Source organism: Lachnospiraceae bacterium KGMB03038 (assembly GCA_007361935.1).
Taxonomy (GTDB): domain Bacteria; phylum Bacillota; class Clostridia; order Lachnospirales; family Lachnospiraceae; genus Massilistercora.
Window position 1 is genome coordinate 1,732,324 of the sequence record CP041667.1, and the last position, 21,749, is coordinate 1,754,072.

Consider the following 21,749-nt stretch of genomic DNA (forward strand, 5'->3'; position numbering starts at 1 on the left):
TTTTACCACCTGTTTTTTAATTTGTTCTGGAGCTGATATAAGGTGTTCAGAGCATCGATGGGAGTCAGGTTGCCAAGGTCCAGATCCTTGATCTCCTGGATGATGTCATCGTCTCTGACTGTGTCAAAAAGAGACATCTGCGCCAGATCCACCTCGTCATACTTTTTCGTTTTGATCTTCGGCTCATGGCCGTGAGCGGCAATATCCTTGATCCGCGTAGTAATATCGGCGTGGACCAATTCTTCCACGATCTCTTTGGCGCGGTTGATCACACAGTCTGGCACACCGGCCAGCCTGGCCACTTGGATGCCGTAGCTTTTATCCGCTCCGCCTTTGACGATCTTTCGGAGGAAGATGATATCGTCCCCTTTTTCTTTAACCGCGATGCAGTAATTGTTCACATTGTCGATCTTGCCCTCCAGCTCGGTCAATTCGTGGTAGTGGGTGGCGAATAACGTCTTTGCCCCCAGAAGCCTGCTGTCGCTGATATGCTCGATCACGGCCCAGGCGATGCTCAGCCCGTCAAAAGTACTGGTCCCGCGGCCGATCTCATCCAGGATCAAGAGACTTTTGCTGGTAGCGTTCCGAAGGATATTGGCCACTTCTGTCATTTCTACCATAAAGGTACTCTGCCCGGAGGCCAGGTCATCGGATGCGCCCACCCGGGTAAAAATCCGGTCTACCAGACCGATGTTGGCGTGGGAAGCCGGTACAAAAGACCCGATCTGAGCCATCAGCACGATCAAGGCTGTCTGCCTCATGTATGTAGATTTTCCCGCCATATTGGGTCCTGTGATAATGGAAATCCGCTTCTTCTTGTCATCCAGATAGGTGTCGTTGGCGATGAACATATCCTCAGGGATCATTTTCTCCACTACCGGATGACGGCCATCCTTGATATCGATCACACCTTTTTCGTTGATCTTTGGCCGGACATAACCGCCCCGCTCGGCGACCAGCGCAAGAGAAGCAAATACATCTGTCTTGGCCACCGCTTTGGCAGAAGCCTGTATCCGGAGCACCTCCGCGGCGATACGGTCCCGCACTTCACAGTAGAGCTGGTATTCCAGGGCGTAAAGCTTGTCCTCCGCGCCAAGGATTGTATCCTCCAGCTCTTTTAGTTCCGGGATGATATATCGTTCCGCGTTGGCCAGGGTCTGTTTCCGGGTATAATAGTCCGGCACCAGATTTTTAAAAGAATTGGTCACTTCCAGATAGTATCCAAATACTTTATTATAGCGGATGCGCAGATTTTTGATCCCTGTTTTCTCCCGTTCCTGCTCTTCCAGCTGAGCCAGCCACTCTTTGCCGTCTGATTTGGCGCTGCGCAGACGATCCACTTCTTCATCATATCCGTCTCGGATGATCCCGCCCTCCTTCATGGCGATGGGAGGGTCTTCTTTGATCGCCGACTGGATCAGACCGCACAGGTCCTCCAGAGTGTCCATTTCCTCGAAGATCTCCCGCAAAAAAGGACTCTTCATCTCGCTAAGGAGGTATTTGATATGGGGAAGCATGGAAAGAGAAGTCTCAAAAGCTTTCAGATCCCTGGGATTCGCCGACTGATATGTAATCTTTCCTACCAGCCGTTCCAGATCATACACCGGAGACAGATATTCCCGGATCTCTTCTCTGGAAATGGCGTTTTCTTTTAATTCTTCTACCGCGTTTAGCCTTTGTTCGATAGCTTCCCGGTCGATCAAAGGCTGCTCTATGTACTTGCGCAGAAGCCTTGCGCCCATAGCCGTTTTGGTTTTATCCAGCACCCAAAGAAGAGAACCTTTTTTCTGCTTCTCCCGAAGGGTTTCGCAAAGCTCCAGATTCCGTCTGGTAGAACTATCCAGGATCATGTATTTCCCTGTGGTATAGAAGGATAGTCTGGACATATGGGAAAGAGACGTCTTCTGAGTCTCCTTGAGATATTCCAGAAGAGCGCCGGCGGCAATGATGCCGCAGTCATACCCAGCGATACCCAGCGCCTCCATACTGCTGACTTGAAAGTGTTCTTTCAAGGCTTTCTGGCAGCCGTCATCATCAAAATACCAGGGGTCCAGAGAATAGACCGCGATCCCCAGCCGGTCTTTTAAGTCGTCCAGATCCATGCCGCTCATATAAAAAGCCTCATTGCAGATCAGCTCTGAGGGCATGAATTTATAGATCTCGTCAAACAGCTTTTCACCGGTATCCAGCTCGGTCATGAAGTAATCCCCCGTCGTCACATCCGCCACAGAGACGCCGTACCGGTCGGCAATGTAAGCTACACACAGGATATAATTATTCCGGGTCTCATCCAGCGCCTGGGTGTCAAGATTCGTCCCCGGCGTCACGATACGGACCACTTCTCGTTTGACCAGGCCTTTTGCTGTCGCCGGGTCTTCCATCTGTTCGCAGATCGCCACTTTATAGCCCTTGGAGACCAGACGGTTGAGGTACCCGTCTACAGCGTGATAAGGGACGCCGCACATGGGCGCCCGCTCTTTGAGGCCGCAGCTTTTTCCGGTCAGGGTCAGCTCCAGTTCCTTTGAGACGGTCACCGCATCCTGGAAAAACATTTCGTAGAAATCCCCCAGGCGATAGAACAGGATACAGTCTTTGTATTCTTCTTTCGTTTTCATATACTGCTGCATCATCGGCGTCAGTTCTTCTATATTTGGTGTCAGTTCAGCCACATTCGATCTCCTCTTCTGTAGAAAATTCCATTGCGATTTTACATTCCATTATAGCATTTTTCCTCAAAATAAGAAAGCATTAATTCTCAGGCGCCGCTTTGCCGTCTCTCCTTAAAATACATGGAGGTCTGGTTTCGGCTCTCCATAGATCCAATGAGAAAGATATCCGCTCAGGATGATTCCAATGGCGCTCAGCCCGGAGAAAATGATCATAAACGGCAGACAGATCTGTCCCAGAATCTGAAACGGCATCCCTGTATAATCCCATACATTCAGATGGAGCCATTTGTTGACGATGATCCCCGTGATAAATTCCAGAGAAGTTACAAATACTACACATCGCAGGACCTGCCTCCAGAGAGGATCCTGCCAGCGCAGCATCTTTCCCTGGACATAAAAAAAGACAAAGCAGATCCCGCCGAGCACAAACATGCTCCAGTGGGAAAATCCGCGGAAAAACAATTCGAAATTATAGTAGAGGCAGCCGCCAGCCGCCCATAGGAATAAATATTCACTGATTTTCTTTCCTTTACAGTATTCTTTCATGTAAAAACGCCCTCACTATATATGTTTTACTACATAGTTTGAGCGTTTTGCGTTTAGAATATAGGTGGAATTTACTTCTTTTCTCCCAGATAATAGAAGCCTTTGCATTCTTTTAAGTCAACGTCCACATACTGGCCGATCAGGTTTTGATCCCCCGGAAATGAACCAGGAGATTGTTGCTGAGTCTTCCCGTCACCATCTCCGGGTCATGGTCGCTGACTGCTTCTACCAGTACTTCCTGGGTCGTCCCTTCGTGGACAGCGCAGGTTTGGGCCGCAATGGTCTGGACTTCATCAAGAAGCCGGCTGAAACGTTCCTTCGCCGCCTCTTCCGGAACCTGATCCTCCATTACGGCGGCAGGCGTTCCGGTCCGCTTGGAATAAAGGAAGGTAAACGCGCTGTCATAACGGACCTGGCGCACTACATCCAAGGTTTCCTGAAAGTCTTCTTCCGTCTCTCCCGGAAATCCTACGATAATATCCGTAGTCAGTGAAATGTCCGGTATAGCCTCCCGGATCTTCTCTGTCAGTTCCAGATACTGTTCCTTGGTATAGCGCCGGTTCATCTTCCGCAGGATCCGGGTGCTTCCCGACTGGACCGGCAGATGGAGATGACGGCAGATTTTCTTAGACTTGGCCATCACCTGGATCAGTTCATCGGATAAATCTTTGGGATGAGAAGTCATGAAACGGATCCTGTGGATGCCTTCCACCTCTTCCACTTTCTCCAGAAGCCGCGCAAACGTAATTGGCTCATCCAATGTCTTCCCATAAGAATTTACGTTCTGGCCAAGGAGCATGATCTCCGACACGCCGTCTTCCGCCATCCGGCGGATCTCTTTTATGATCGCATCTGGTTTCCGGCTTCTCTCGCGGCCTCTTACATAAGGGACGATGCAGTAGCTGCAGAAATTATTGCAGCCAAACATGATGTTGATGCCGGATTTGAAAGGATATTTCCGCTGATTGGGAAGGTCTTCCACGATTTTATCCGTATCTTTCCAGATATCGATCACCATTCTTCCAGACTGCAGGCGAGTGGCCAGAAGTTCCGCGAATTTGTAGATATTGTGAGTTCCGAAGATAATATCTACAAAGGAATAGCTTTTCTTTAATTTCTCGACCACCTGAGGTTCCTGCATCATACAGCCGCAAAGGGCGATCATCATTTCTTTGTTCTTTTTCTTCCTGGGCTTTTGCTGCCCCAGTCTTCCATAGAGCCTGGAATTGGCATTTTCCCGGACGGTACAGGTGTTGTAAATGACGAAATCCGCCTGTTCCTCCGGCGCCTCCTGGTATCCCACGGCCTTAAGGATGCCCCGAAGCTTCTCAGAGTCTCTGGCATTCATCTGACAGCCGAAGGTGACCACCGCATAAGAAAGGGGACGCCCAAGCGTCTCCTCTCTTTCTTTTACCAGTTCTTTGGCTTTTTCTATAAAATAATATTGTCTTTCTGGTTCTGTTACAGGTATCTGTTCAAGCATACTTTATTCGTTCCTATTCTAAGGGGCTTATTCAAAGCGTACCTTCATATATCCTTTGATAGCTTCCACACATTTCTCAAAGCCCAGCTTTCCGCTGTTCAGGCAGAGGTCATAATTCCTTGCGTCCTCCCATTGATGTCCGGTATAGTACCGATAGAAATCTCCCCGGTATTTATCCGTTTTCTCAATAAACTTTTCCATCTCCGGCCGAGTCATGCTGTTGCGTTCCAAAGACCGCTCCAGACAGAACTCCTTATCCGCGTGGACAAAGACGCTCATTACATTGGGGTAATCCCGCAGCACATAATCAGCACAGCGCCCTACGATCACACAGGACTCTTTCTGGGCCAGATCCTTGATGATCTTTGCCTGGTAATTAAACAGATTCTCGTCAGACACGAATCCACTGCTTTCAGGAGATAATAGTTCTCCCTCATAAGGCCGTTTCAATACCTTGAACCAGCTGCTGATCTTCAAACGCTCATCCGCCTGTCCAAATAAGCGTTCATTAATACCGCTTTCTTCAGAAGCCATTTTAAGAATCTCTCTGCTGTAGCAGTTGATTCCCAGATCCTTTGCCAGCATAGCAGCGATAGTCTTTCCGCCGCTGCCGTACTGCCTGGCCACCGTAATTACTATGTTATCCATAAGACATATCCCCCTATTCGCCTAAATACGCTTTCTTGATGGAATCGTTATTTAACAGGTCAGAAGCTTTCCCTTCCAGCACAATATTCCCGGTTTCCAGAACATATCCTCTGTCCGCGATGGCCAAAGCCTTTTTGGCGTTCTGCTCCACCAGAAGCACGGTGGTTCCGCTGTCGCTGACTTCCTGGATGATAGAGAAGATTTCATTTACCATGATCGGAGACAGGCCCATAGACGGTTCGTCCATCAAAAGAATCTTCGGCTTGGACATCAGCGCCCGGCCCATGGCAAGCATCTGCTGCTCCCCGCCGCTTAACGTCCCTGCCATCTGATTTCTTCTTTCTTTCAATCTTGGGAACCGTTCATAAACCTTTTCCAGGGTTTCTTCGATCTCGGCCCTGTCCTTTCTAGTATAAGCGCCCATCCGCAGATTTTCGTATACGCTCAGATCCGCGAAAACTCTTCTTCCTTCCGGCACGTGGGCCATGCCAAGAGACACGATCTTATGCGCCGGAGTCTTAGTCAATTCTTTTCCTTCGAACAATACGGAGCCGTTTTTAGGAGCGATCAATCCGGTAATAGTATGGAGGATCGTCGTCTTACCCGCGCCGTTCGCGCCGATCAGAGCGATCACTTCTCCCTGGTTTACCTCGAAGGAAACCCCTTTGATTGCCTGGATCACGCCATAGTAGACTTCCAGGTCTTTGATCGTAAGCATTGCCATAATCCTTTCCCCCTATTCTCCCAGATATGCGTTGATCACCTGTGGGGAATTCAGCACATAGCTGGTTTCACCCTGCGCCAGGATCTGTCCAAAATTCAGGACTGTCAGTTCCTCACAGATTCCACTTACTAATTTCATGTCATGTTCGATCAGAAGGATCGTCATATGGAAATTCTCCCGGACGAAACGGATCGTATCCATCAATTCTCCTGTCTCATTTGGATTCATGCCAGCGGCTGGTTCATCCAAAAGCAGAAGTTTGGGCTCTGTAGCCAGTGCTCTGGCGATCTCCAGCTTCCTCTGTTTTCCGTAAGGGAGGTTGGAAGCCTTGATCTGCGCCTCTTCCTCCAAGCCGAAAACTTTCAGGAGTTCCATGCCCTTTTCATCCATCTCGCGCTCTACTCTGCGGTACCGCGGCAGACGCAGGATTCCTGTCAGGGCGGAATATGGATGATGGTTGTGAAGCCCTACTTTTACATTATCCAGGACAGATAATTCCTTAAACAGACGGATATTCTGAAATGTCCTCGCGATCCCATTCCTGTTGGTCTCAATCGTTTTTTTGCCGGTGATATCTCTCCCATCCAGGAGCACTTTCCCGGAATCCGGTTTATATACACCTGTAAGCAGGTTGAATACGGTCGTCTTGCCTGCGCCGTTGGGACCGATCAGTCCGTAAAGCTGCTCTTTCTCAATAGAAAGGTCAAAACTGTCTACCGCCCGCAGGCCGCCAAAGGAGATTCCCAGATTTTTCACATCTAATAATGCAGCCATTCTATTTAACCTCCTTTTTTCTGGTCTTTAAGAACGCCAGATGCTTTTCTCTCCACTCGATCGCCTTAGGCGCCCAGTTGAACAGCATCATGACGATCAATACAATCGCATAGATCAACATCCGGTAATCGGACAGATCTCGGAGCAGCTCCGGGATCAGGGTCAGGACTACCGCGGCGATAATAGAACCGCGGATATTCCCGATGCCTCCCAGCACGACAAATACCAGGATCATAATAGACATATTATACCCAAAGTTATTGGTATTGGCAGTCAGTGTGGACAGGTTGTGCGCGTACAGCACTCCGGCCAGACCCGCCAGCGCCGCAGAAATAGTAAATGCCATTAATTTATATTTTGTTACATTGATTCCCACAGATTCTGCCGCGATCCGGTTGTCACGGATTGCCATGATCGCCCGGCCTTCTCTGGAATTTACTAAATTTGTCACGATAAACAGCGTAAGAAGCAGCAGGATGATCCCGTTCAAAAACGTAGAATCCGGCGGCGTCCCTGTAATTCCCTGGGGGCCATTGATGATCACCATACCATCCGGTTCCATATTGAGGGACATTACGTCTTTCATAGAGAAATGGAAGCCATTGGAATCTTTTCCGACCCAAAGGACATTGACCAGGTTCTTGATGATCTCGCCAAAAGCCAGAGTAACGATGGCCAAATAGTCTCCTTTTAGACGGAGAGCCGGTATACCAATGATAATACCAAAAACAGCGGCTGAGACAGCTCCGATCAAAAGCGCCAGGAAAAACCGCAGCGGCGCGGCCTGGATCACATCCTGAGTGCACTTAGAGAAGAATGCGCTGGAAAAGGCTCCGATACACAGAAATCCAGCATGACCAAGACTCAATTCTCCCAGGAAACCAACCACCAGATTCAAAGAAACCGCCATGATCGCGTACATGCACAGAGGTACCATCAGTCCTTCCATCAAACTGGACATACTGCCTGAGGTGATCATGATCTGGGCGATCACGAAAGCGGCGATCACCATCCCGTAGGTGATCAAATTACTTTTTGTTGTCTTCTTCATATTTTTCAGCATCATAATCCACCTACACTTTCTCTTGAATGTTCTTGCCAAGGATTCCTGTAGGTTTCACTAGAAGAACAATGATCAGAACAGCAAATACGATGGCATCTGCCATCTGGGACGAAATGTAGGCTCTTGCCAGGATCTCGATCACACCCAGAAGGATTCCTCCCAGGAAAGCGCCTGGAATAGATCCGATTCCGCCAAATACCGCCGCCACGAAGGCTTTGATTCCAGGCATAGCCCCTGTATAAGGCGACAAGCTGGGATAAGCGGAACATAACAGAACTCCCGCTATAGCCGCCAGAGCAGAACCAATGGCAAATGTAAGAGCGATCGTTCCGTTGACATTGATCCCCATCAGCTGCGCGGCTCCTTTATCTTCGGAAACAGCGCGCATCGCCTGTCCGGCTTTGGACTTTCGGATAAAAAGCATGAGCGCGATCATGATGATGACACAGACGATGATCGTAACGATCGTCTCGCCGGAAATATTTAATTTCCCTCCGGCTAAAGAAAGACCGGACCATCCCACAACCGTCTGAAAGGACTGGTTGTTTGGCCCAAAGATCAAAAGCGCCAGATTCTGCAGCAGATAGCTGACACCGATGGCCGTGATCAAAACCGCCAAAGGTGAAGAAGCATTTCGTAAAGGTTTATAAGCAATACGCTCGATCACGACTCCGAGAATGGTACATACAACAACAGCCGCCAATACGCTGATAAGCGGCGACATTCCAGAGCTGGTCATACAGGTGAGCGCCACGTAAGCGCCGATCATGATGACGTCACCGTGGGCAAAGTTCAGCATCTTAGCGATGCCGTATACCATTGTGTATCCCAGAGCGATGATAGCATAGACACTTCCTAAACTTAATCCGTTGATCAAATAAGAAATAAAATCCATATACACACCCTCTCATCCTTTTCTGAAATAAAGGGCTGCCAAAGGCAGCCCTCCTATTCTTCTGTAATCTTTATTACATTGCTTCGTAAGTGCCGTTGGTGATGATAACCGCTTTTGCTTCCTTAGACGGCTCTCCATCCGCGGACCAGGTGATCCCGGCTCCGGTCAGACCGTCGATGGTGATCTCTGTCATTGCAGTCTTCATTGCGTCGCACATATCAGAGACGCTCATATCCGGTGTCAGCTCAGCCTGTTCAGCCGCCGCTTTGATAGCGTAGATGCAGTCATAAGCATCAGCCGCGAACTGGATCGGGGCAATTCCGAACTCTTCTTCATAAGCGGATACGAATGTCTGTGTCTTCTCATCCTGGGCATCAGCGGTGAACGGTGTCAGAAGCATTACGCCCTCAGCAAGAGAAGTATCAAAACCATCTACATCCAGAAGTCCGTCCAGGCCGTCGCAACCAAAGAATTCCGGATCATATCCCATCTTATCTGCCTGGGTCAGGATCAGGGAAGCTTCCTGATAGTAGATCGGCAGGAATACCAATTCTGCGCCTGAACTCTTTGCTTTCTGGAGCTGTACGGAGAAGTCTGTCTTGCTGTCAGCGGTAAACGCTTCAGCAGCGACAACTTCCAGTCCCTTTGCTTCCGCTTCTGTAGCAAAGTTCTGGTAGATACCAGATGAATATACGTCTGAACTGTTATAGATAACCGCTACCTTTGTAGCCAGCTGATTGTCAGCGATGTAGTCCGCGGACGCGGTACCCTGGCTAGGATCTGAGAAGCAGATACGGAACGCGTTGTCAAACTGGATACTCTCAACAGCGGTCGCGGAAGGCGTCAGCTGGAACATATTGTCTTCATAGGACTCTTTTACAACCGCGGTGCAGGGGTTGGAGGTTACCGTTCCGACCAGCATCTGCATTCCCCAGTCTTTCAGCGTATTATAAGCGTTTACAGATTTCTCAGAGTCGTTCTGGTCATCCTCGAACTGGAACTCAATCTGCTTGCCGTTGATTCCGCCGGCCGCGTTGATCTCATCTACCGCAAGCTGTATGCCGTTCTGTACAGCGGTACCATAGGCCGCCGCATCTCCTGTCGTAGGCCCGATGCCTCCGATCTTAAATGTATCCGAGTTAGAAGCCTGCTCTTCCTCACTTCCGCCGCAGGCAGCCAGAGAAGAAAGCGCCAGTGTCGCGGCAAGGATAAGGCTTACTGCCTTTTTTGTTTTCATAACAATTCCTCCTTCAAAACATCTCATTTCTTTTATCCCTGATTGTTTTAAATATTAACCCTCAGGGCCTCGTTTGTCAACTAAAAAATAGAATCCACTCTAAAATTTCGTTTTCTTTTTAAACAAACCTGTTGCTCGAGATGTCATAACTGTATCCAATTCCTTCCAGCGCCGCTGTGACAGCCTGCTGATCTGCCTGCATATCTTCACACAGAGCCTCCAGAGAACCATACTGGTCTCTTAGTTTTGTGTTTACCACGCTTAACAGCATTGCCGGATCTTTGGGCAGTTTCATATCCATAGTCCTTCCTCCTTTTTGTTCATATATTAAAAATAGGCGTTATGATTCCATCTTGGGACGCTGTCCGAACACCTTTCTCTGTTGCCAGGATCTTTACCGGCTGGTCAAAAGGCTCTGCAGGAAGACGGTCCAGAACCTGGAATTCAAAGGCCAGCCCAACACTGAGAAGCCCCGGGTGGGCCAAGAGAAAACGGTCGTAGAATCCGCCTCCATATCCCAGGCGGTTCAGCCGCTGGTCAAAAGCAACGCCAGGCACGACGATCAGGCCCTCTTCTCCATTCCCTTCCTTTCCTTCCTCCGGTTCTGGAATTCCCCAAGCTCCTGGGGAAAGTTTTCCCATATCTGTCAATTCATAGAAACGCATCTGACGGCCTTTCACCTTTGGGACAAAAACTTGTTTTCCCAGCTTCCACGCTTCCCAGATCACCTTTCTGGTTCCTACTTCTCTTCCAATATCCACATAACAGTAGATTTTAAGCGCCTTCCGAAAACAATCCAGGCCGGTCAGGATAGATACAGCCGCTTCCGTTCTCTCCTGCCAGCCTTGTTCTTCCAAAGCTGCTCTCTGCCGCTTCAGATTTTTTCTAATGTGTTCTTTGAGTTCTGTTTTTCTTTCCATATTTTTCACCCAGATCTGTAATACTTCCGTCTGGTTCCTGGATGGAAATATTATCTAACTGACTGCGCAGACTCTGTTTAAAGGCCTCAATATATTCTTTCCTTAGGATCTGCTGTTCTTTTCGTTCTGACTCTGTAAGACCTTCCGCCTTTGATTTATGATACAGTTCGTTGATCCGCGCGATCTTTTTTTCGTCCATGTGATACGATCCTCCCTGATGTTATTTGGTGGAACTTCTGCTCTATCTTACACCATCTTCTCAGAGAAGTCTACGTTAACTAGAATAATTTTCCAGAAAACCGTACAGCTGCGCCTCGCCTTCCACATATTTCCCATTCCTTACTTCTTCCCGCAGAGACGACGGCAGCTCGTCGAATCTAATGTCCGTATATTCATACGGTGTTTTCTTGTCGCTGAGATAGACTACGATATACCCGTTTACTTCCATCAGATAATAGCAGTCTTCTTTTAATGCCGCTCCATCTGCGCTGACCGACTCCTGCTCTGTCTTGGCCTGCTCGGTTTCTTCTATCTCCTGCTCTGTCTGCGCCTCTGCCTGTTCCTTCGCTCGGTGGAAAGTAAACTGATAGGCGCAGGTGATCACCAGGACCGCAATGATCGCGACAGCAAAAAAGCCAATTCCGTACTTGTTTTTCATAAGGACAACCCCTTTTTTAGTACAGTATCGGCTTTTTTATCAGGAAATATACATTTCTTGATTTTAACGAAGAAGATGCAATTTCTTGCAGACAGAGATTAGTTTTGTCCCTTTCGGAATTTCCCGCAGCTCTGATTCTGTAAGGCCGCCAAAAAGGATCAGAGCCACTCCGTACACCGCGACTGCCGCAAGAAGCGCTACGATCGTCGCGATCTGTGTTCCCACAAACAATTCAAATAACAGATGTACCAGAAGGGCGGCGATTCCCATCAGGATCGAGGCCGCTGCCGGGATGATAAAGGTCTTCTTCTGTTCCTGCACATAGCCCACTTCTTCCCGCAGGGAATGTGAATTCAGGATACAGGTGGTCGCGGAAAATACGATCTTGCTCAGCACAACCGCATAGACACCCCATTCAAACACTACCATCATAATAAACAGGGCGGCGATGTGGACGCCAAGGGCGATCGCCGCGTTGCGGACCGGTATCATCATCCGGTCCAGTCCCTGGAGCACTGCGTTGGTAACGGTAGAAAGACAGTAGAAAATCACAGAAAGCGCCCCTACCTGAAGAATCCTTGCCGCTTCCGTATTATTTTCTGTAAAGAAAAGCAGATCCAAGACCGGCTTCGCTAAGACTAAAAGTCCCACCGCGCTTGGAATAGCGATCATCATATCAAATTTAGCAAAAAGAGCGATTTTTCTATGTACTTGTTTCCGATTGCCCGCTTTTACTGCCGCTACTAAGCTTGGAATCAGTGAGGTTGCCAGGGCGTTGGAAAAAGCCAGCGGGACATTGATGACCGTATCGTATTTCCCGCTTAAGATTCCTACATAGACGGCATACTCACTTTCCTGATGGCCCTGAGCGGACATGATGGACCCGAACATAGCATTATCCACCACTCCGCACAGATTGTATACAGTAGAACTTATCAGGACCGGGGCAATGGTGATCAAGAGAATCTTAAAGATCCGTTTATAACTTTCCCGTTTTTTGGTCCGATCCCGGCGCATCTGCCGCTTCAGTACCCGACGGTAGACAGCGTAGCTAAAGACCAGGAACAAAAGAGCCGCCGCGGCGCCTGCCACTGTACCAAGCGTACCGCCCGCCGCCGCGAAGGCGTATCCCAGAGAGCCGTCTGAGGCCGCCCTTCCCGCCCGCAAAAGCAGATACGCGCCCAGGACGCTGACCACCGCGTTGACGATCTGTTCCAGCACCTGAGAGAAGGCGGTGGGGATCATAGAGCCATTGCCTTGGAAAAACCCTCGGAACACTCCAAGGAGAGCGACTACTAAGATACAGGGCGCCAGCACGCGCAGAGCATAAGAACTCAGACTCATGGCCATGATCTCTGAGGCGATAAAACCAGCCCCAAAGAAAATAATAAGGGCGGCCGTGCCTCCTGCCATAATGGCGAAAGCCAACGCTCCTCGGAAAACTTTATACGCGTTCTTATATTGTCCCACGGCTACTCTTGCCGATACCAGCTTTGATACCGCAAGAGGCAGACTGTAGGAAGTCAGTGTAAGCGCGATGGCGTAAATCTGGAACGCCACGCCATAGTAACCCATCCCTGTATCTCCCATGATATTCACCAGGGGGACGCGGTAGACCGCGCCAATGATCTTGGTGATAACGCCGGCGATCGCAAGGATGGAGCCTTGTACTAGAAAACTTTTTCCGCTTGATTGCTTCTTATTTGCCATGCTTATACTATCCTATCGTAAATCTATCTTAAAATATCCAGCTTTTCCAGAATCTTATCCTGAAGCGCTTCCATTGTCTTTCGTTCTTCCTCTTCCATGTGATCGTATCCGGACAGATGCAAAATGGAGTGGACAACCAGAAAGGCGAATTCCCTTTTTAGCGTATGACCGTACTCTTTTGCCTGGGAAAACACCTTCTCTTTTGAGATCACAATGTCTCCAAGCAGCAGCCGGCCTGTTTCTGGATCAAAACAGTCCGGCTCGTCTTCCAGGAAATCAAAGACTCCCGCGTCCTCATATTCGATCATCGGAAAGGAGAGCACATCGGTAGCCCGGTCGATATTCCGGAATTCCCGATTCATTTCACGTATCTGTTCATTCATAGTAAGAAGCAGATTTACTTCTGCTTCGTAAGGACATCCGATCTCATCTAAAGCCGCCTCTGCCGCCTCTGCCGCCAGTGAGCGCGCGGGAAGCGGAAGCGTCAGGCTTCCTTCTTCTTCCAGGTATACTGTCATGAACGTCTCCTCCTGCCCCGGGTTTTAGTCTTTGCCGCCCGGCTCTCGTATTCCTCATATGCTTTGACGATCTTCTGTACCAAAGGATGGCGCACCACGTCCTTGCTGGTCAGATGGCAGATACTGATATCTTCAATCTGACGGACCACCGCGGCGGCAACATCCAGGCCGGATACCTGGCCTGCCGGAAGGTCTTTTTGCGTCTCATCTCCAGTGATCACCACTTTAGAACCAAAACCGATCCTGGTCAGGAACATTTTCATCTGAGCCGGGGTCGTATTCTGGGCCTCGTCCAGAATGATAAAGGCATTGTCCAGGGTGCGGCCCCTCATATATGCCAGAGGCGCCACTTCGATCAGGCCTTTCTCTGAATTCTTCAGGAAAGCCTCTGCTCCCATGATCTGGTACAGAGCATCGTAAAGGGGCCTGAGATATGGATCGATCTTGCTCTGCAGGTCGCCCGGCAGAAAGCCCAGCTTCTCGCCGGCTTCGATGGCCGGCCTGGTCAGTATGATCCTTCCCACCTCGTTATTGCGGAAAGCGGTTATTGCCATAGCCATGGCGAGATAAGTCTTTCCGGTTCCCGCAGGGCCCAGCCCAAAAACGATCATCTGTCTGCGGATCGCGTCTACATATTTCTTTTGCCCTAAGGTCTTTGGCTTGATCGGTTTTCCCTGAAGTGTATGACAGATGATATCTCTGTCGATCTCCAGGACCTCATCCTCCTGTCCTTCCATCGCAAGGGCCAGGGTGTAGTCCACATTCTGTTCCTGGATCGTATTCCCTCTTTTAGACAGCTCAGCCAGCTGCGAGAGAACACTTTTCGCCCGCTCCACCTGCGCCGCTTCCCCTAAGATCTTGACGCTTTCATCCCTGGCGATCAGCGTTACATGTAAAGCGCGCTCGATTTTCTTTGCGAATACATCCAGCTGGCCAAATATATTTTTCTCATGTTCAGCAGGAATTTCAATTACTGCTTCCATCATTCCCATCTGCATCTTCTCCTGACTGTTCTTTCTGAGGAAGATGGATCAGCCTGGAAGGCGTTTCTTCCCCAATCGGCATAAGGACGGTCAGCGTTCCTTTTGCCTGGGCCGTGTCAGACCCTGTGTATATTTTAACATCATTCTCAATAATTTCTACCCCCTTTTTCCCTAAATCTTCGCGATAGTCGGAAAATCTGGCGGTAAGTTCCTCCCGGATCTGGTCGGAAGAATAGTTTTTGACAGTCCCCTCATAAGGCCGGATTGTCCTTACGCCCCATGAGACAGGGAGATAAAAATTTCCAAACAAACGGCATTGATACTGCCTGGAACTTCCCCGAAACTGTTGGTATGAGTGCCGGAATGACCCAAGGCAGATCCTCAGATCTCCAATCTTGAGGAAGTACTGCGTTTTTTTCAATTCCAAGATCCGTCTTTTCCTGGTAGGTCAAAGGCATCTCGTCTTCATAGGAAAGTTCTGTCCTTCCGATAATATCCGCATCCGAGACGTGATACTGGAATCCGGTGATTTCTTTTTCATCATTCATGACCGGCACCTGTCCAGAGACAAGAATGTCGCCTTTTTTGACAACGCTGCCTTCTGCTACCTGCGGAACTCCCTTCCTTACGATCATGCTGGTGATCACGCAGTCCTGCTGGGCCACAAGATCTGCGGCCTGTTCTTCCGCCTGTTCTTCCTGCTGGGAGGCGGTTTCATTTTCCTTAACCTGTACCAGCAGCTGAGTTCCCTCAATGGATGCGGACACCCAGATAATATTGTTATACTGTCTTCTGATATCTTTTACGATCTGTCCGCAGTCGATATCTTTCACCAGCATGCCGTTTTGTACGTCTGTGGACTTCAGGAACTCCAGCAGTTCCTCATCTGTGTAGGATAGATTTCCCTGGATCTCAATATTCCACAAGAAACCGGAGAACAGTTCTATCAGGCAGAGACACAGGAGCGCTCCCACGAAAAAGACCTTCCTTCGGCGATATTTCTGTAAAAAAAAAGGAAGACCGAACCGCTTCACGATCACTGCTTTTGTTCCTGTCTTCCTGATGATCGGTTTTAATTCTCGGAATCCCCGGATGGTGATGTTCATTTCGTAGGAACCGCCGGAGGGCTTGATATCCCAGAGAACAATATTCTTACGGCCGCAGGCGTTGAGGAACCGCTCCGCATAGATTCCTTTGACCCGGATCCGGAGATACCCTTTTATATAGCGGATGAGCCTTGGCAGCAATCTATTTGCCTCCCTTAGCGATGATATTCAATGGATTTGATATAGCCGCTGATCTTCATCTCGTCATTGGTATAATAGACAACCTGGAGGTTCCTTCCAGTCACTTTGATCTGTCCGCCTTTTATCAGAATTCTCACTGTTTCTTCTGTGTATTCCAGAATTCCCCGGTAATTCTCTAAATGGAGCTCACTTTGGCCCAGAACATTCAGGACCGGCATTCCCATGACCACATCTTTGGGAAGCTCTGAGACTCTTAGGATCTTCTCCCGCAGGGGCCGGTCTTTTTCTTCTGCTTCCTTTTTTTTTGCTTTCATAAAAACGCCATTTTATCGATTTTACAATAATTTATGGGAGTTTTGGGGAAAATATGCATGGCCCTTTCGCGCTTTTTATTTTTCTTAATTAACGCCGGATCAAAAGCGCCGGGATCCCAAGCTTAAACACTACGCAGGCGAAAGCTGCCGACCAGGCCGCCGCCCGCTGTCCCCTATGGGTCAGGCTTGACGCTCGGATTTTCTCAAAGGTTTTTGCAAGACGGTTTTCTCTGGAACAAAAATCCCTGAAGATTTTCAGCACCGCAATCGTCTGTAAAGCGGCAAAAACCCCAAGCAGAAACTTCGCCCCTGGTTTTTGTTTGCTGTCAAACAGACCCACCAGCGCCGCCAGCCATCCAAGAATTGTAGCTGTATGATGAATCCAGATACAGATCTTCTCCTCTTTCCTTTGCATATCCCATTCCTTCCTTTCTCATCTGTATTGTAACGGATTTGGCTGTCAAAATGTAGCAAAAGAAATCGCAAATTTCTACAAACTTTGCAGAGTCAGAAGAAAAGAAACTATCCGGGTAAAAAATTCCAGAAAAAGAAAGAAGAAAAAAAGCCAGAAGAACATTGTGCATCCACCATCCTTATCGTCGTCTTAAATCTACATTTAGCTACTATATGGTAGCATATCAAAAACCAAAATGCAATTGTTTGGTAGCATAAAATCGAGGTGGACATATGCAGTTTCAACGGTTAGAAGATTTAAGAATCGATCATGATAAAACCCAGGCAGAGATCGCGGCTTATCTTGGCTGCCAGCGAGAAGTATACCGCAGATATGAAAAAGGGACCCGCCAGATCCCGGCAGATTTCTTGATCCGGCTCTCTGGCTTCTACGGTGTCAGCGTAGATTATCTGCTAGGGTTGACAGACGAAAAGAAACCCTATCCAAGAAAAGTTTAAAAAGGGACAGGGCTTTTTCAATTTGGGACGGGGGATTTTTAAAAATCCCCCGTCCCTACTGTCGCGTATGGTTTTCTTTTAAAGATTTCTTTCGCTTTGGAATCTACTTTTGATTCCATAGTTGAATAATTCCGTACCAAATCCCGGCGAATTTCTTTCCGGCTTCGTTTTTCTCTTCGCATCTGCAAAACTCCTTCTGTCAATATACTTCTATATATGACCATAGCACGAAAATATTCCGCTTCTGTTAGACTAACTTTAAATTCTGGTAAAACTGTACCTGCTTTAAAATGCTTCTTGGTAAATTTCTCTTATCTCTTCTTTGGAAAACGTCTTAGGATGGTTCTGGAGACTTGCCAACGAAACTTTAAAAGCATTCTCTGTCATCCAATCAAGATCTTCTGCCTCTATCCCTTCTCTGGAAAGGCTGGTTTTAAGGTTCAGTACGTCCAGAAGATTCTCAATCTTATTTACGCAGTCAGAATCATCTCTTCCGCCAAGACAGCGGGAGATCGCAGCAAATTTGTCTGCCGCTTCCGGAAGCGTTCTTCGATAAACAACAGGCGTTAACGCGGCAAGTCCTCTCCCGTGTGTAATATTGCGAAGTCCGCTGGCCGGATGTTCCAAACCGTGGGGCGCCGCCACCCCTGCCTGGCAGATCACCATTCCGCCATAGGTACTTGCTAAGGTGACAGCGCTCCATCCTTCCAGATCAGGAGGCGTATCGCTGTCCTCTTCTTTTCGTCTGTAAATCTGCGGAAGATATTCCCCGACTAAGCGTATTCCTTCCAGCGCCAACGCCTCTGTGATCGGATCGCAGGCCTTGCTCAAATAGGCTTCCATACAGTGACACAGCGCGTCAAATCCAACGGCAGCCAGTACAGAAGCAGGCATTGTGGTCATAAGCTCCGGGTCAATAATGGAAGCTTTTGCGATCACCGCCGGATTTCTGAGAGATTTCTTGTCTTTCGTCTCATCCTCAGTAAGAACGGCAAAACTGTTTCCTTCGCTGCCGGTCCCACATGTAGTGGGCGCCAGGATGAGGGGAAGCGCACGGTTCCCCTGCCTTTTCCCGTAAATATAGTCAAAAATCGGCCCTTCATTGCAGGCCCCAAAGGCAATTGCTTTACTGCAGTCCATAATACTTCCGCCGCCCAGACCGATGACCGCCTGACATCCTTCTTCCCGCGCTTTTTTCGCCCCGCGCATAGCTGTGGAAGCTAAGGGATTGGACTGTGCTTCATCAAAGACAAAAACCTGCAGCCCTTCTGCCTGCAAGAGTTTTTTCGCCCGATCCAGCAGCCCTGACCGTTTTGCGCTCCCGCGTCCGGTAACGATCATCACCTTATCGCCGTATTTGGCGGCTTCTTTTCCCAGGGTTTCTATCTTCCCCGGCCCAAAGATCAGATTAACCGGCAGATGATAGCAAAAGTCGTTTTTCATAAGTGATTCCTCCTGTCTCACCGAAAAAAGGAGCCGGGAATCAAATTATTCCACAGCTCCATTGCTTTTCGATATTTCCTTAACGATTTTATTATAGATACCATTCCTCCGGATTGTCAACTGTTTTTGCCGCAATCTTCCCGCCTTGGAATCCGGATCATCTCTGTTTCTGCAGCCTGCATGCGCAGAAGCGCAAGTGACAGCATGATATTGACCCGATGCCGGTTTTCCGTGATCTCGTATCCCAGAATATCTTTGATGGCGCTCAGCTTATATTTCAAAGTATTTCGGTGAAAGTAAAGGGCGGAGGCCGTCCGGGCGATATTACATTCATTGTCAAAGAATGACTCCAGCAATTCTATATACCCGGTATGATTTTCCCGGTCATATTCGATCAGCTTACCCAAGGTTTTCTCCACAAATTCCGGATAGATCCAAGCTTCTTTTCGATCAGCCAGGATCTGATAGACGCCCAGTTCTTCGTACCGAGCAAGAGCCTGTGGGATCACTGTTCCAGCCAGCCCATAGGCGGTAACCGCCGTCTCGTAGGAATGGTGGATTTCCTGGAGCTGCCGTTCTACCGTTCCTTCTCCAGCGCAGATATCTCCTTCCTTCTCCAACAGTAGCCGGATCCCTTCCTCTACCTGGTCATGTTCATATCCTGCCGTCAGGAAGACCTGCATGTCCTGTTCTTGGAACAGCAGGCTCTTAGGAAAGATGTTATGGAGAAATTTCTCCATCCGGTTCCAGTCTTCTTCGCTTTTTTTTCCTTTGCCGCACCCAAACACCGTTATGATATAGGGCATATTTTGAAAATACCCGTTCCTTTCAAAATGATTCTGATACAGCTTATCATCTTCAGGGTAATAGATGGCGTTTTTTAAGGCGGCGATCAGGTTTGTCTCGTTTCGCTCATCGCTGATGATGATCTCAGAAAACCGGTGCATGATATCGATATAGGAAGTCTCCCAGCTTGCGCTGAACAAAGGAAACTGCATTTTATTGCAGTATTGGATGATCTCTTTGGTAAAAAGCTTCTCCTGCTTGGCAACCACAAGCCCTCCCGCATGGACCTGGAGCAGCGCGTCAATAAATTCCCGCAGCCCTTCTTCAGACTCATAGTTTAAGCCCGAGTTGAAGATCAGCTCATCTCCATGGAGAAGATAAGCGAAATCCTGTCTTTCCATGATATGCACCCAACTGATCTTTTTTCCAAAACATCCTGACGTCAGAAGCTCCACATCATAATCTGCATAAATCTCTCTGTATAATTTGCTTAACTCAACTGCCATTTCTGCCTCTCCTGATCTTTTGCTTTTGTTGACCCCTTAGAACATTTTTTTGGAAAATTTCTGTCAGCTATAAACATATGCAGTTTACTTTGGACATGTTATATTATAAGCGGAAGCAAAAACATTTCATCCCCCGATGAATTGTTTCCAAAACAAAAACTCCAGATATTTTAAAAATCGAGTAGGAGGGAGTGATTAACTCCCGTCCTCTCACACCACCGTGCATACCGTTCGGTACACGGCGGTTTCAATAGTTGACGTGCAGAGACTGATAAGCTGTGGTTAAATCATAGAAACCCCAGTTTATCAGTCTTTCTTTAGTTAGCGCTCTTTTGACCACGCCTGTGTTAGACATCCTCCAGTAGGATTTCCTACTGTATGCTCCCTCACAGGCTGCCCATTCCGGTAAGCCCAGTCCCATCAGTTTTCTTCTTCGGGTCTTTGGCCGTTTCCACTGTTTCCAGATACACATCCGTATCCGGCGGTACAGCCATCCGTTCAGGCTTTCGATATTCTTCTTCATGTCCGCTATCCCATAGTAGTTCAGCCATCCTCTCATGTAGACTTTTATCTTCTCCATGGTTCGGATAATACTCCCGCACCTGCTCCGGGAAGTGAGCTTGCGCAGTTTATCCTTGGCTTTCTTCCACGACTTTCCATGGACACGGACGTAGATTCCTTTTCCGTTCTTCCCAAAACAAAAGCCAAGGAACTTAAAATTTCCGATTGAGAACACGCTGACTGTCCGGCTCTTTTCCCGATTCACTTTCAGCTTCAGCGTTCCCTCCAGATACTTCGTACTGGATTCCAGCAGTCGTTCTGCCGCCCGCTCACTCTTCGCCAACAATACAATGTCATCTGCATAGCGGATACACGGCACACCCCGTCTCTGGAATTCCCAGTCGAACTCGTTCAGGTACACGTTTGCCAAAAGGGGAGAGAGATTTCCTCCCTGTGGGGACCCTTCCTTTGTCTCTGTTACAACTCCGTTCTCCATCACTCCGCTTTTCAGGTATCGCTTTACCATCTGTATCACCCTCTCATCTTTTACCTGTTTTCTCAACAGGTTTAGCAGGATTGTATGGTTCAGCGTATCAAAGTACTTTGACAGGTCAAGGACGACCGCCCTTGTATAACCCCGTTCCATGTACTCTTTTATCCTGTGTATGGCGTCTTTTGCCCCATGTCCCGGACGATAGCCAAAGCTGTCATCCGAAAACAGCGGCTCGTAGATTGGCATGAGCTGCTGGAGCATTGCCTGTTGGATGATGCGGTCAATGACCGTTGGGATGCCTAGCTTGCGCACCCCTCCGTCCGCCTTTGGGATTTCCACCCGTCTGACAGGAGACGGGGTATACTTCCCCTTTCGGATTCTCTCTGTCAGTTCGTAGTTGTGCTCCTTTAACCATGGCAGGGCCGCTTCGATGGTCATTCCGTCGACTCCCGGCGCTCCCTTGTTTGCTTTTACTCTCTTGTAAGCTCTGTTCAGGTTATCTTTCGCCAGAATCTTACCCAAGATGTCCGACTCTGCACTGTCCCTTTCCTTCCATATCCGGTTGAATGAGCGGTGCGCTCTCACATACCCTTTGCGTTCCGCGCTATCTCTTTGTGAGCAGCTTTCTCCGTTTTCTGTACCCATCTGCCCATTCCTCCTTTCCCTGTCGTACTAAGGGCTCCTATTGATTTAGCCCTTCGCCGAAAAAACTTCCGGCT

21 protein-coding genes and 2 pseudogenes are annotated in these 21,749 nt (G+C 48.6%); 1 reads left to right on the plus strand and 22 read right to left on the minus strand.

What is annotated here, in order from left to right:
- Nucleotides 1-2: 2 nt before the first annotated feature.
- From mutS to FND36_08390, 19 genes and pseudogenes are all read right to left on the minus strand, one after another.
- Nucleotides 3-2,630, minus strand: a complete 2,628-nt coding sequence (gene mutS, locus FND36_08300; GenBank protein ID QDW75583.1) for a DNA mismatch repair protein MutS — start codon at nt 2,628-2,630, stop codon at nt 3-5.
- A 150-nt stretch (nt 2,631-2,780) separates the two neighbouring features.
- Nucleotides 2,781-3,215, minus strand: a complete 435-nt coding sequence (locus tag FND36_08305) for a hypothetical protein (protein QDW74037.1) — start codon at nt 3,213-3,215, stop codon at nt 2,781-2,783.
- Between the two features lie 71 nt (nt 3,216-3,286).
- Nucleotides 3,287-4,698, minus strand: a pseudogene (miaB, locus tag FND36_08310) (tRNA (N6-isopentenyl adenosine(37)-C2)-methylthiotransferase MiaB).
- A gap of 27 nt (nt 4,699-4,725) precedes the next feature.
- Nucleotides 4,726-5,346, minus strand: coding sequence for a cytidylate kinase-like family protein (locus FND36_08315; GenBank protein ID QDW74038.1), 621 nt, complete (start codon nt 5,344-5,346; stop codon nt 4,726-4,728).
- Nucleotides 5,347-5,359: 13 nt separating this feature from the next.
- Entirely contained in the window at nt 5,360-6,070 is a 711-nt protein-coding gene (locus FND36_08320; protein QDW74039.1) for an ABC transporter ATP-binding protein, read from the minus strand.
- Nucleotides 6,071-6,082: 12 nt separating this feature from the next.
- Entirely contained in the window at nt 6,083-6,844 is a 762-nt protein-coding gene (locus FND36_08325) for an ABC transporter ATP-binding protein (GenBank protein ID QDW74040.1), read from the minus strand.
- A 1-nt stretch (nt 6,845) separates the two neighbouring features.
- Complete coding sequence (locus FND36_08330) at nt 6,846-7,913, minus strand: branched-chain amino acid ABC transporter permease (protein ID QDW75584.1); 1,068 nt, start codon at nt 7,911-7,913, stop codon at nt 6,846-6,848.
- 4 nt (nt 7,914-7,917) lie between these two features.
- Nucleotides 7,918-8,802: a branched-chain amino acid ABC transporter permease gene (locus FND36_08335; protein QDW74041.1), complete on the minus strand. Its 885-nt coding sequence runs from the start codon at nt 8,800-8,802 to the stop codon at nt 7,918-7,920.
- A 73-nt stretch (nt 8,803-8,875) separates the two neighbouring features.
- Nucleotides 8,876-10,039, minus strand: coding sequence for an ABC transporter substrate-binding protein (locus FND36_08340; GenBank protein QDW74042.1), 1,164 nt, complete (start codon nt 10,037-10,039; stop codon nt 8,876-8,878).
- A gap of 118 nt (nt 10,040-10,157) precedes the next feature.
- Entirely contained in the window at nt 10,158-10,340 is a 183-nt protein-coding gene (locus FND36_08345) for a DUF4250 domain-containing protein (GenBank protein QDW74043.1), read from the minus strand.
- Between the two features lie 19 nt (nt 10,341-10,359).
- Nucleotides 10,360-10,959 carry a 5-formyltetrahydrofolate cyclo-ligase gene (locus tag FND36_08350; protein ID QDW74044.1) on the minus strand — a complete coding sequence of 200 codons (600 nt, stop codon included), beginning with the start codon at nt 10,957-10,959 and terminating at the stop codon, nt 10,360-10,362.
- Entirely contained in the window at nt 10,925-11,158 is a 234-nt protein-coding gene (locus FND36_08355) for a DUF896 domain-containing protein (protein ID QDW74045.1), read from the minus strand. Before FND36_08355 ends, FND36_08350 begins: the two co-directional genes overlap by 35 nt.
- A gap of 75 nt (nt 11,159-11,233) precedes the next feature.
- Nucleotides 11,234-11,617 carry a hypothetical protein gene (locus tag FND36_08360; GenBank protein QDW74046.1) on the minus strand — a complete coding sequence of 128 codons (384 nt, stop codon included), beginning with the start codon at nt 11,615-11,617 and terminating at the stop codon, nt 11,234-11,236.
- A 63-nt stretch (nt 11,618-11,680) separates the two neighbouring features.
- The gene (locus FND36_08365) at nt 11,681-13,327 is read right to left on the minus strand and encodes a polysaccharide biosynthesis protein (protein QDW74047.1); all 1,647 of its coding nucleotides are present in this window, start codon (nt 13,325-13,327) and stop codon (nt 11,681-11,683) included.
- Between the two features lie 23 nt (nt 13,328-13,350).
- On the minus strand, nt 13,351-13,845 hold the full coding sequence (gene ybeY / locus FND36_08370) for an rRNA maturation RNase YbeY (GenBank protein ID QDW74048.1): 495 nt from the start codon (nt 13,843-13,845) through the stop codon (nt 13,351-13,353).
- Complete coding sequence (locus FND36_08375) at nt 13,842-14,837, minus strand: PhoH family protein (GenBank protein ID QDW74049.1); 996 nt, start codon at nt 14,835-14,837, stop codon at nt 13,842-13,844. Before FND36_08375 ends, ybeY begins: the two co-directional genes overlap by 4 nt.
- Nucleotides 14,812-16,075, minus strand: a pseudogene (locus FND36_08380) (stage IV sporulation protein). The gene FND36_08375 and the pseudogene FND36_08380 overlap by 26 nt, the downstream one beginning before the upstream one ends.
- A 14-nt stretch (nt 16,076-16,089) precedes the next feature.
- Complete coding sequence (locus tag FND36_08385; protein QDW74050.1) at nt 16,090-16,389, minus strand: sporulation protein YqfC; 300 nt, start codon at nt 16,387-16,389, stop codon at nt 16,090-16,092.
- 88 nt (nt 16,390-16,477) lie between these two features.
- The gene (locus tag FND36_08390) at nt 16,478-16,804 is read right to left on the minus strand and encodes a hypothetical protein (protein ID QDW74051.1); all 327 of its coding nucleotides are present in this window, start codon (nt 16,802-16,804) and stop codon (nt 16,478-16,480) included.
- A gap of 272 nt (nt 16,805-17,076) precedes the next feature.
- Between FND36_08390 and FND36_08395 the strand changes: the two genes are divergently transcribed.
- Complete coding sequence (locus tag FND36_08395) at nt 17,077-17,301, plus strand: helix-turn-helix transcriptional regulator (GenBank protein ID QDW74052.1); 225 nt, start codon at nt 17,077-17,079, stop codon at nt 17,299-17,301.
- Between the two features lie 285 nt (nt 17,302-17,586).
- Here FND36_08395 and FND36_08400 read toward each other — a convergent pair whose 3' ends face one another.
- The 3 genes from FND36_08400 to ltrA form a co-directional block, all read right to left on the minus strand.
- Nucleotides 17,587-18,744, minus strand: a complete 1,158-nt coding sequence (locus FND36_08400) for an iron-containing alcohol dehydrogenase (GenBank protein QDW74053.1) — start codon at nt 18,742-18,744, stop codon at nt 17,587-17,589.
- A gap of 116 nt (nt 18,745-18,860) precedes the next feature.
- Nucleotides 18,861-20,036, minus strand: coding sequence for a PucR family transcriptional regulator (locus tag FND36_08405; GenBank protein ID QDW74054.1), 1,176 nt, complete (start codon nt 20,034-20,036; stop codon nt 18,861-18,863).
- A 247-nt stretch (nt 20,037-20,283) separates the two neighbouring features.
- Nucleotides 20,284-21,675 (minus strand): group II intron reverse transcriptase/maturase, encoded by a 1,392-nt coding sequence (gene ltrA, locus FND36_08410; GenBank protein ID QDW74055.1) that lies wholly within the window; start codon nt 21,673-21,675, stop codon nt 20,284-20,286.
- Nucleotides 21,676-21,749: the final 74 nt, after the last annotated feature.

Bases quoted from the DNA above. Each gene is read 5' to 3' on its own strand.
- FND36_08320 (QDW74039.1), bottom strand. From the start codon at position 6,070: ATGGCAATGCTTACGATCAAAGACCTGGAAGTCTACTATGGCGTGATC.
- FND36_08400 (QDW74053.1), bottom strand. From the start codon at position 18,744: ATGAAAAACGACTTTTGCTATCATCTGCCGGTTAATCTGATCTTTGGG.
- ltrA (QDW74055.1), bottom strand. From the start codon at position 21,675: ATGGGTACAGAAAACGGAGAAAGCTGCTCACAAAGAGATAGCGCGGAA.
- FND36_08360 (QDW74046.1), bottom strand. From the start codon at position 11,617: ATGAAAAACAAGTACGGAATTGGCTTTTTTGCTGTCGCGATCATTGCG.
- FND36_08340 (QDW74042.1), bottom strand. From the start codon at position 10,039: ATGAAAACAAAAAAGGCAGTAAGCCTTATCCTTGCCGCGACACTGGCG.
- mutS (QDW75583.1), bottom strand. From the start codon at position 2,630: ATGATGCAGCAGTATATGAAAACGAAAGAAGAATACAAAGACTGTATC.
- FND36_08355 (QDW74045.1), bottom strand. From the start codon at position 11,158: ATGGACGAAAAAAAGATCGCGCGGATCAACGAACTGTATCATAAATCA.
- FND36_08325 (QDW74040.1), bottom strand. From the start codon at position 6,844: ATGGCTGCATTATTAGATGTGAAAAATCTGGGAATCTCCTTTGGCGGC.
- FND36_08385 (QDW74050.1), bottom strand. From the start codon at position 16,389: ATGAAAGCAAAAAAAAAGGAAGCAGAAGAAAAAGACCGGCCCCTGCGG.
- ybeY (QDW74048.1), bottom strand. From the start codon at position 13,845: ATGACAGTATACCTGGAAGAAGAAGGAAGCCTGACGCTTCCGCTTCCC.
- FND36_08345 (QDW74043.1), bottom strand. From the start codon at position 10,340: ATGGATATGAAACTGCCCAAAGATCCGGCAATGCTGTTAAGCGTGGTA.
- FND36_08405 (QDW74054.1), bottom strand. From the start codon at position 20,036: ATGGCAGTTGAGTTAAGCAAATTATACAGAGAGATTTATGCAGATTAT.
- FND36_08390 (QDW74051.1), bottom strand. From the start codon at position 16,804: ATGCAAAGGAAAGAGGAGAAGATCTGTATCTGGATTCATCATACAGCT.
- FND36_08305 (QDW74037.1), bottom strand. From the start codon at position 3,215: ATGAAAGAATACTGTAAAGGAAAGAAAATCAGTGAATATTTATTCCTA.
- FND36_08350 (QDW74044.1), bottom strand. From the start codon at position 10,959: ATGGAAAGAAAAACAGAACTCAAAGAACACATTAGAAAAAATCTGAAG.
- FND36_08335 (QDW74041.1), bottom strand. From the start codon at position 8,802: ATGGATTTTATTTCTTATTTGATCAACGGATTAAGTTTAGGAAGTGTC.
- FND36_08375 (QDW74049.1), bottom strand. From the start codon at position 14,837: ATGGGAATGATGGAAGCAGTAATTGAAATTCCTGCTGAACATGAGAAA.
- FND36_08395 (QDW74052.1), top strand. From the start codon at position 17,077: ATGCAGTTTCAACGGTTAGAAGATTTAAGAATCGATCATGATAAAACC.
- FND36_08315 (QDW74038.1), bottom strand. From the start codon at position 5,346: ATGGATAACATAGTAATTACGGTGGCCAGGCAGTACGGCAGCGGCGGA.
- FND36_08365 (QDW74047.1), bottom strand. From the start codon at position 13,327: ATGGCAAATAAGAAGCAATCAAGCGGAAAAAGTTTTCTAGTACAAGGC.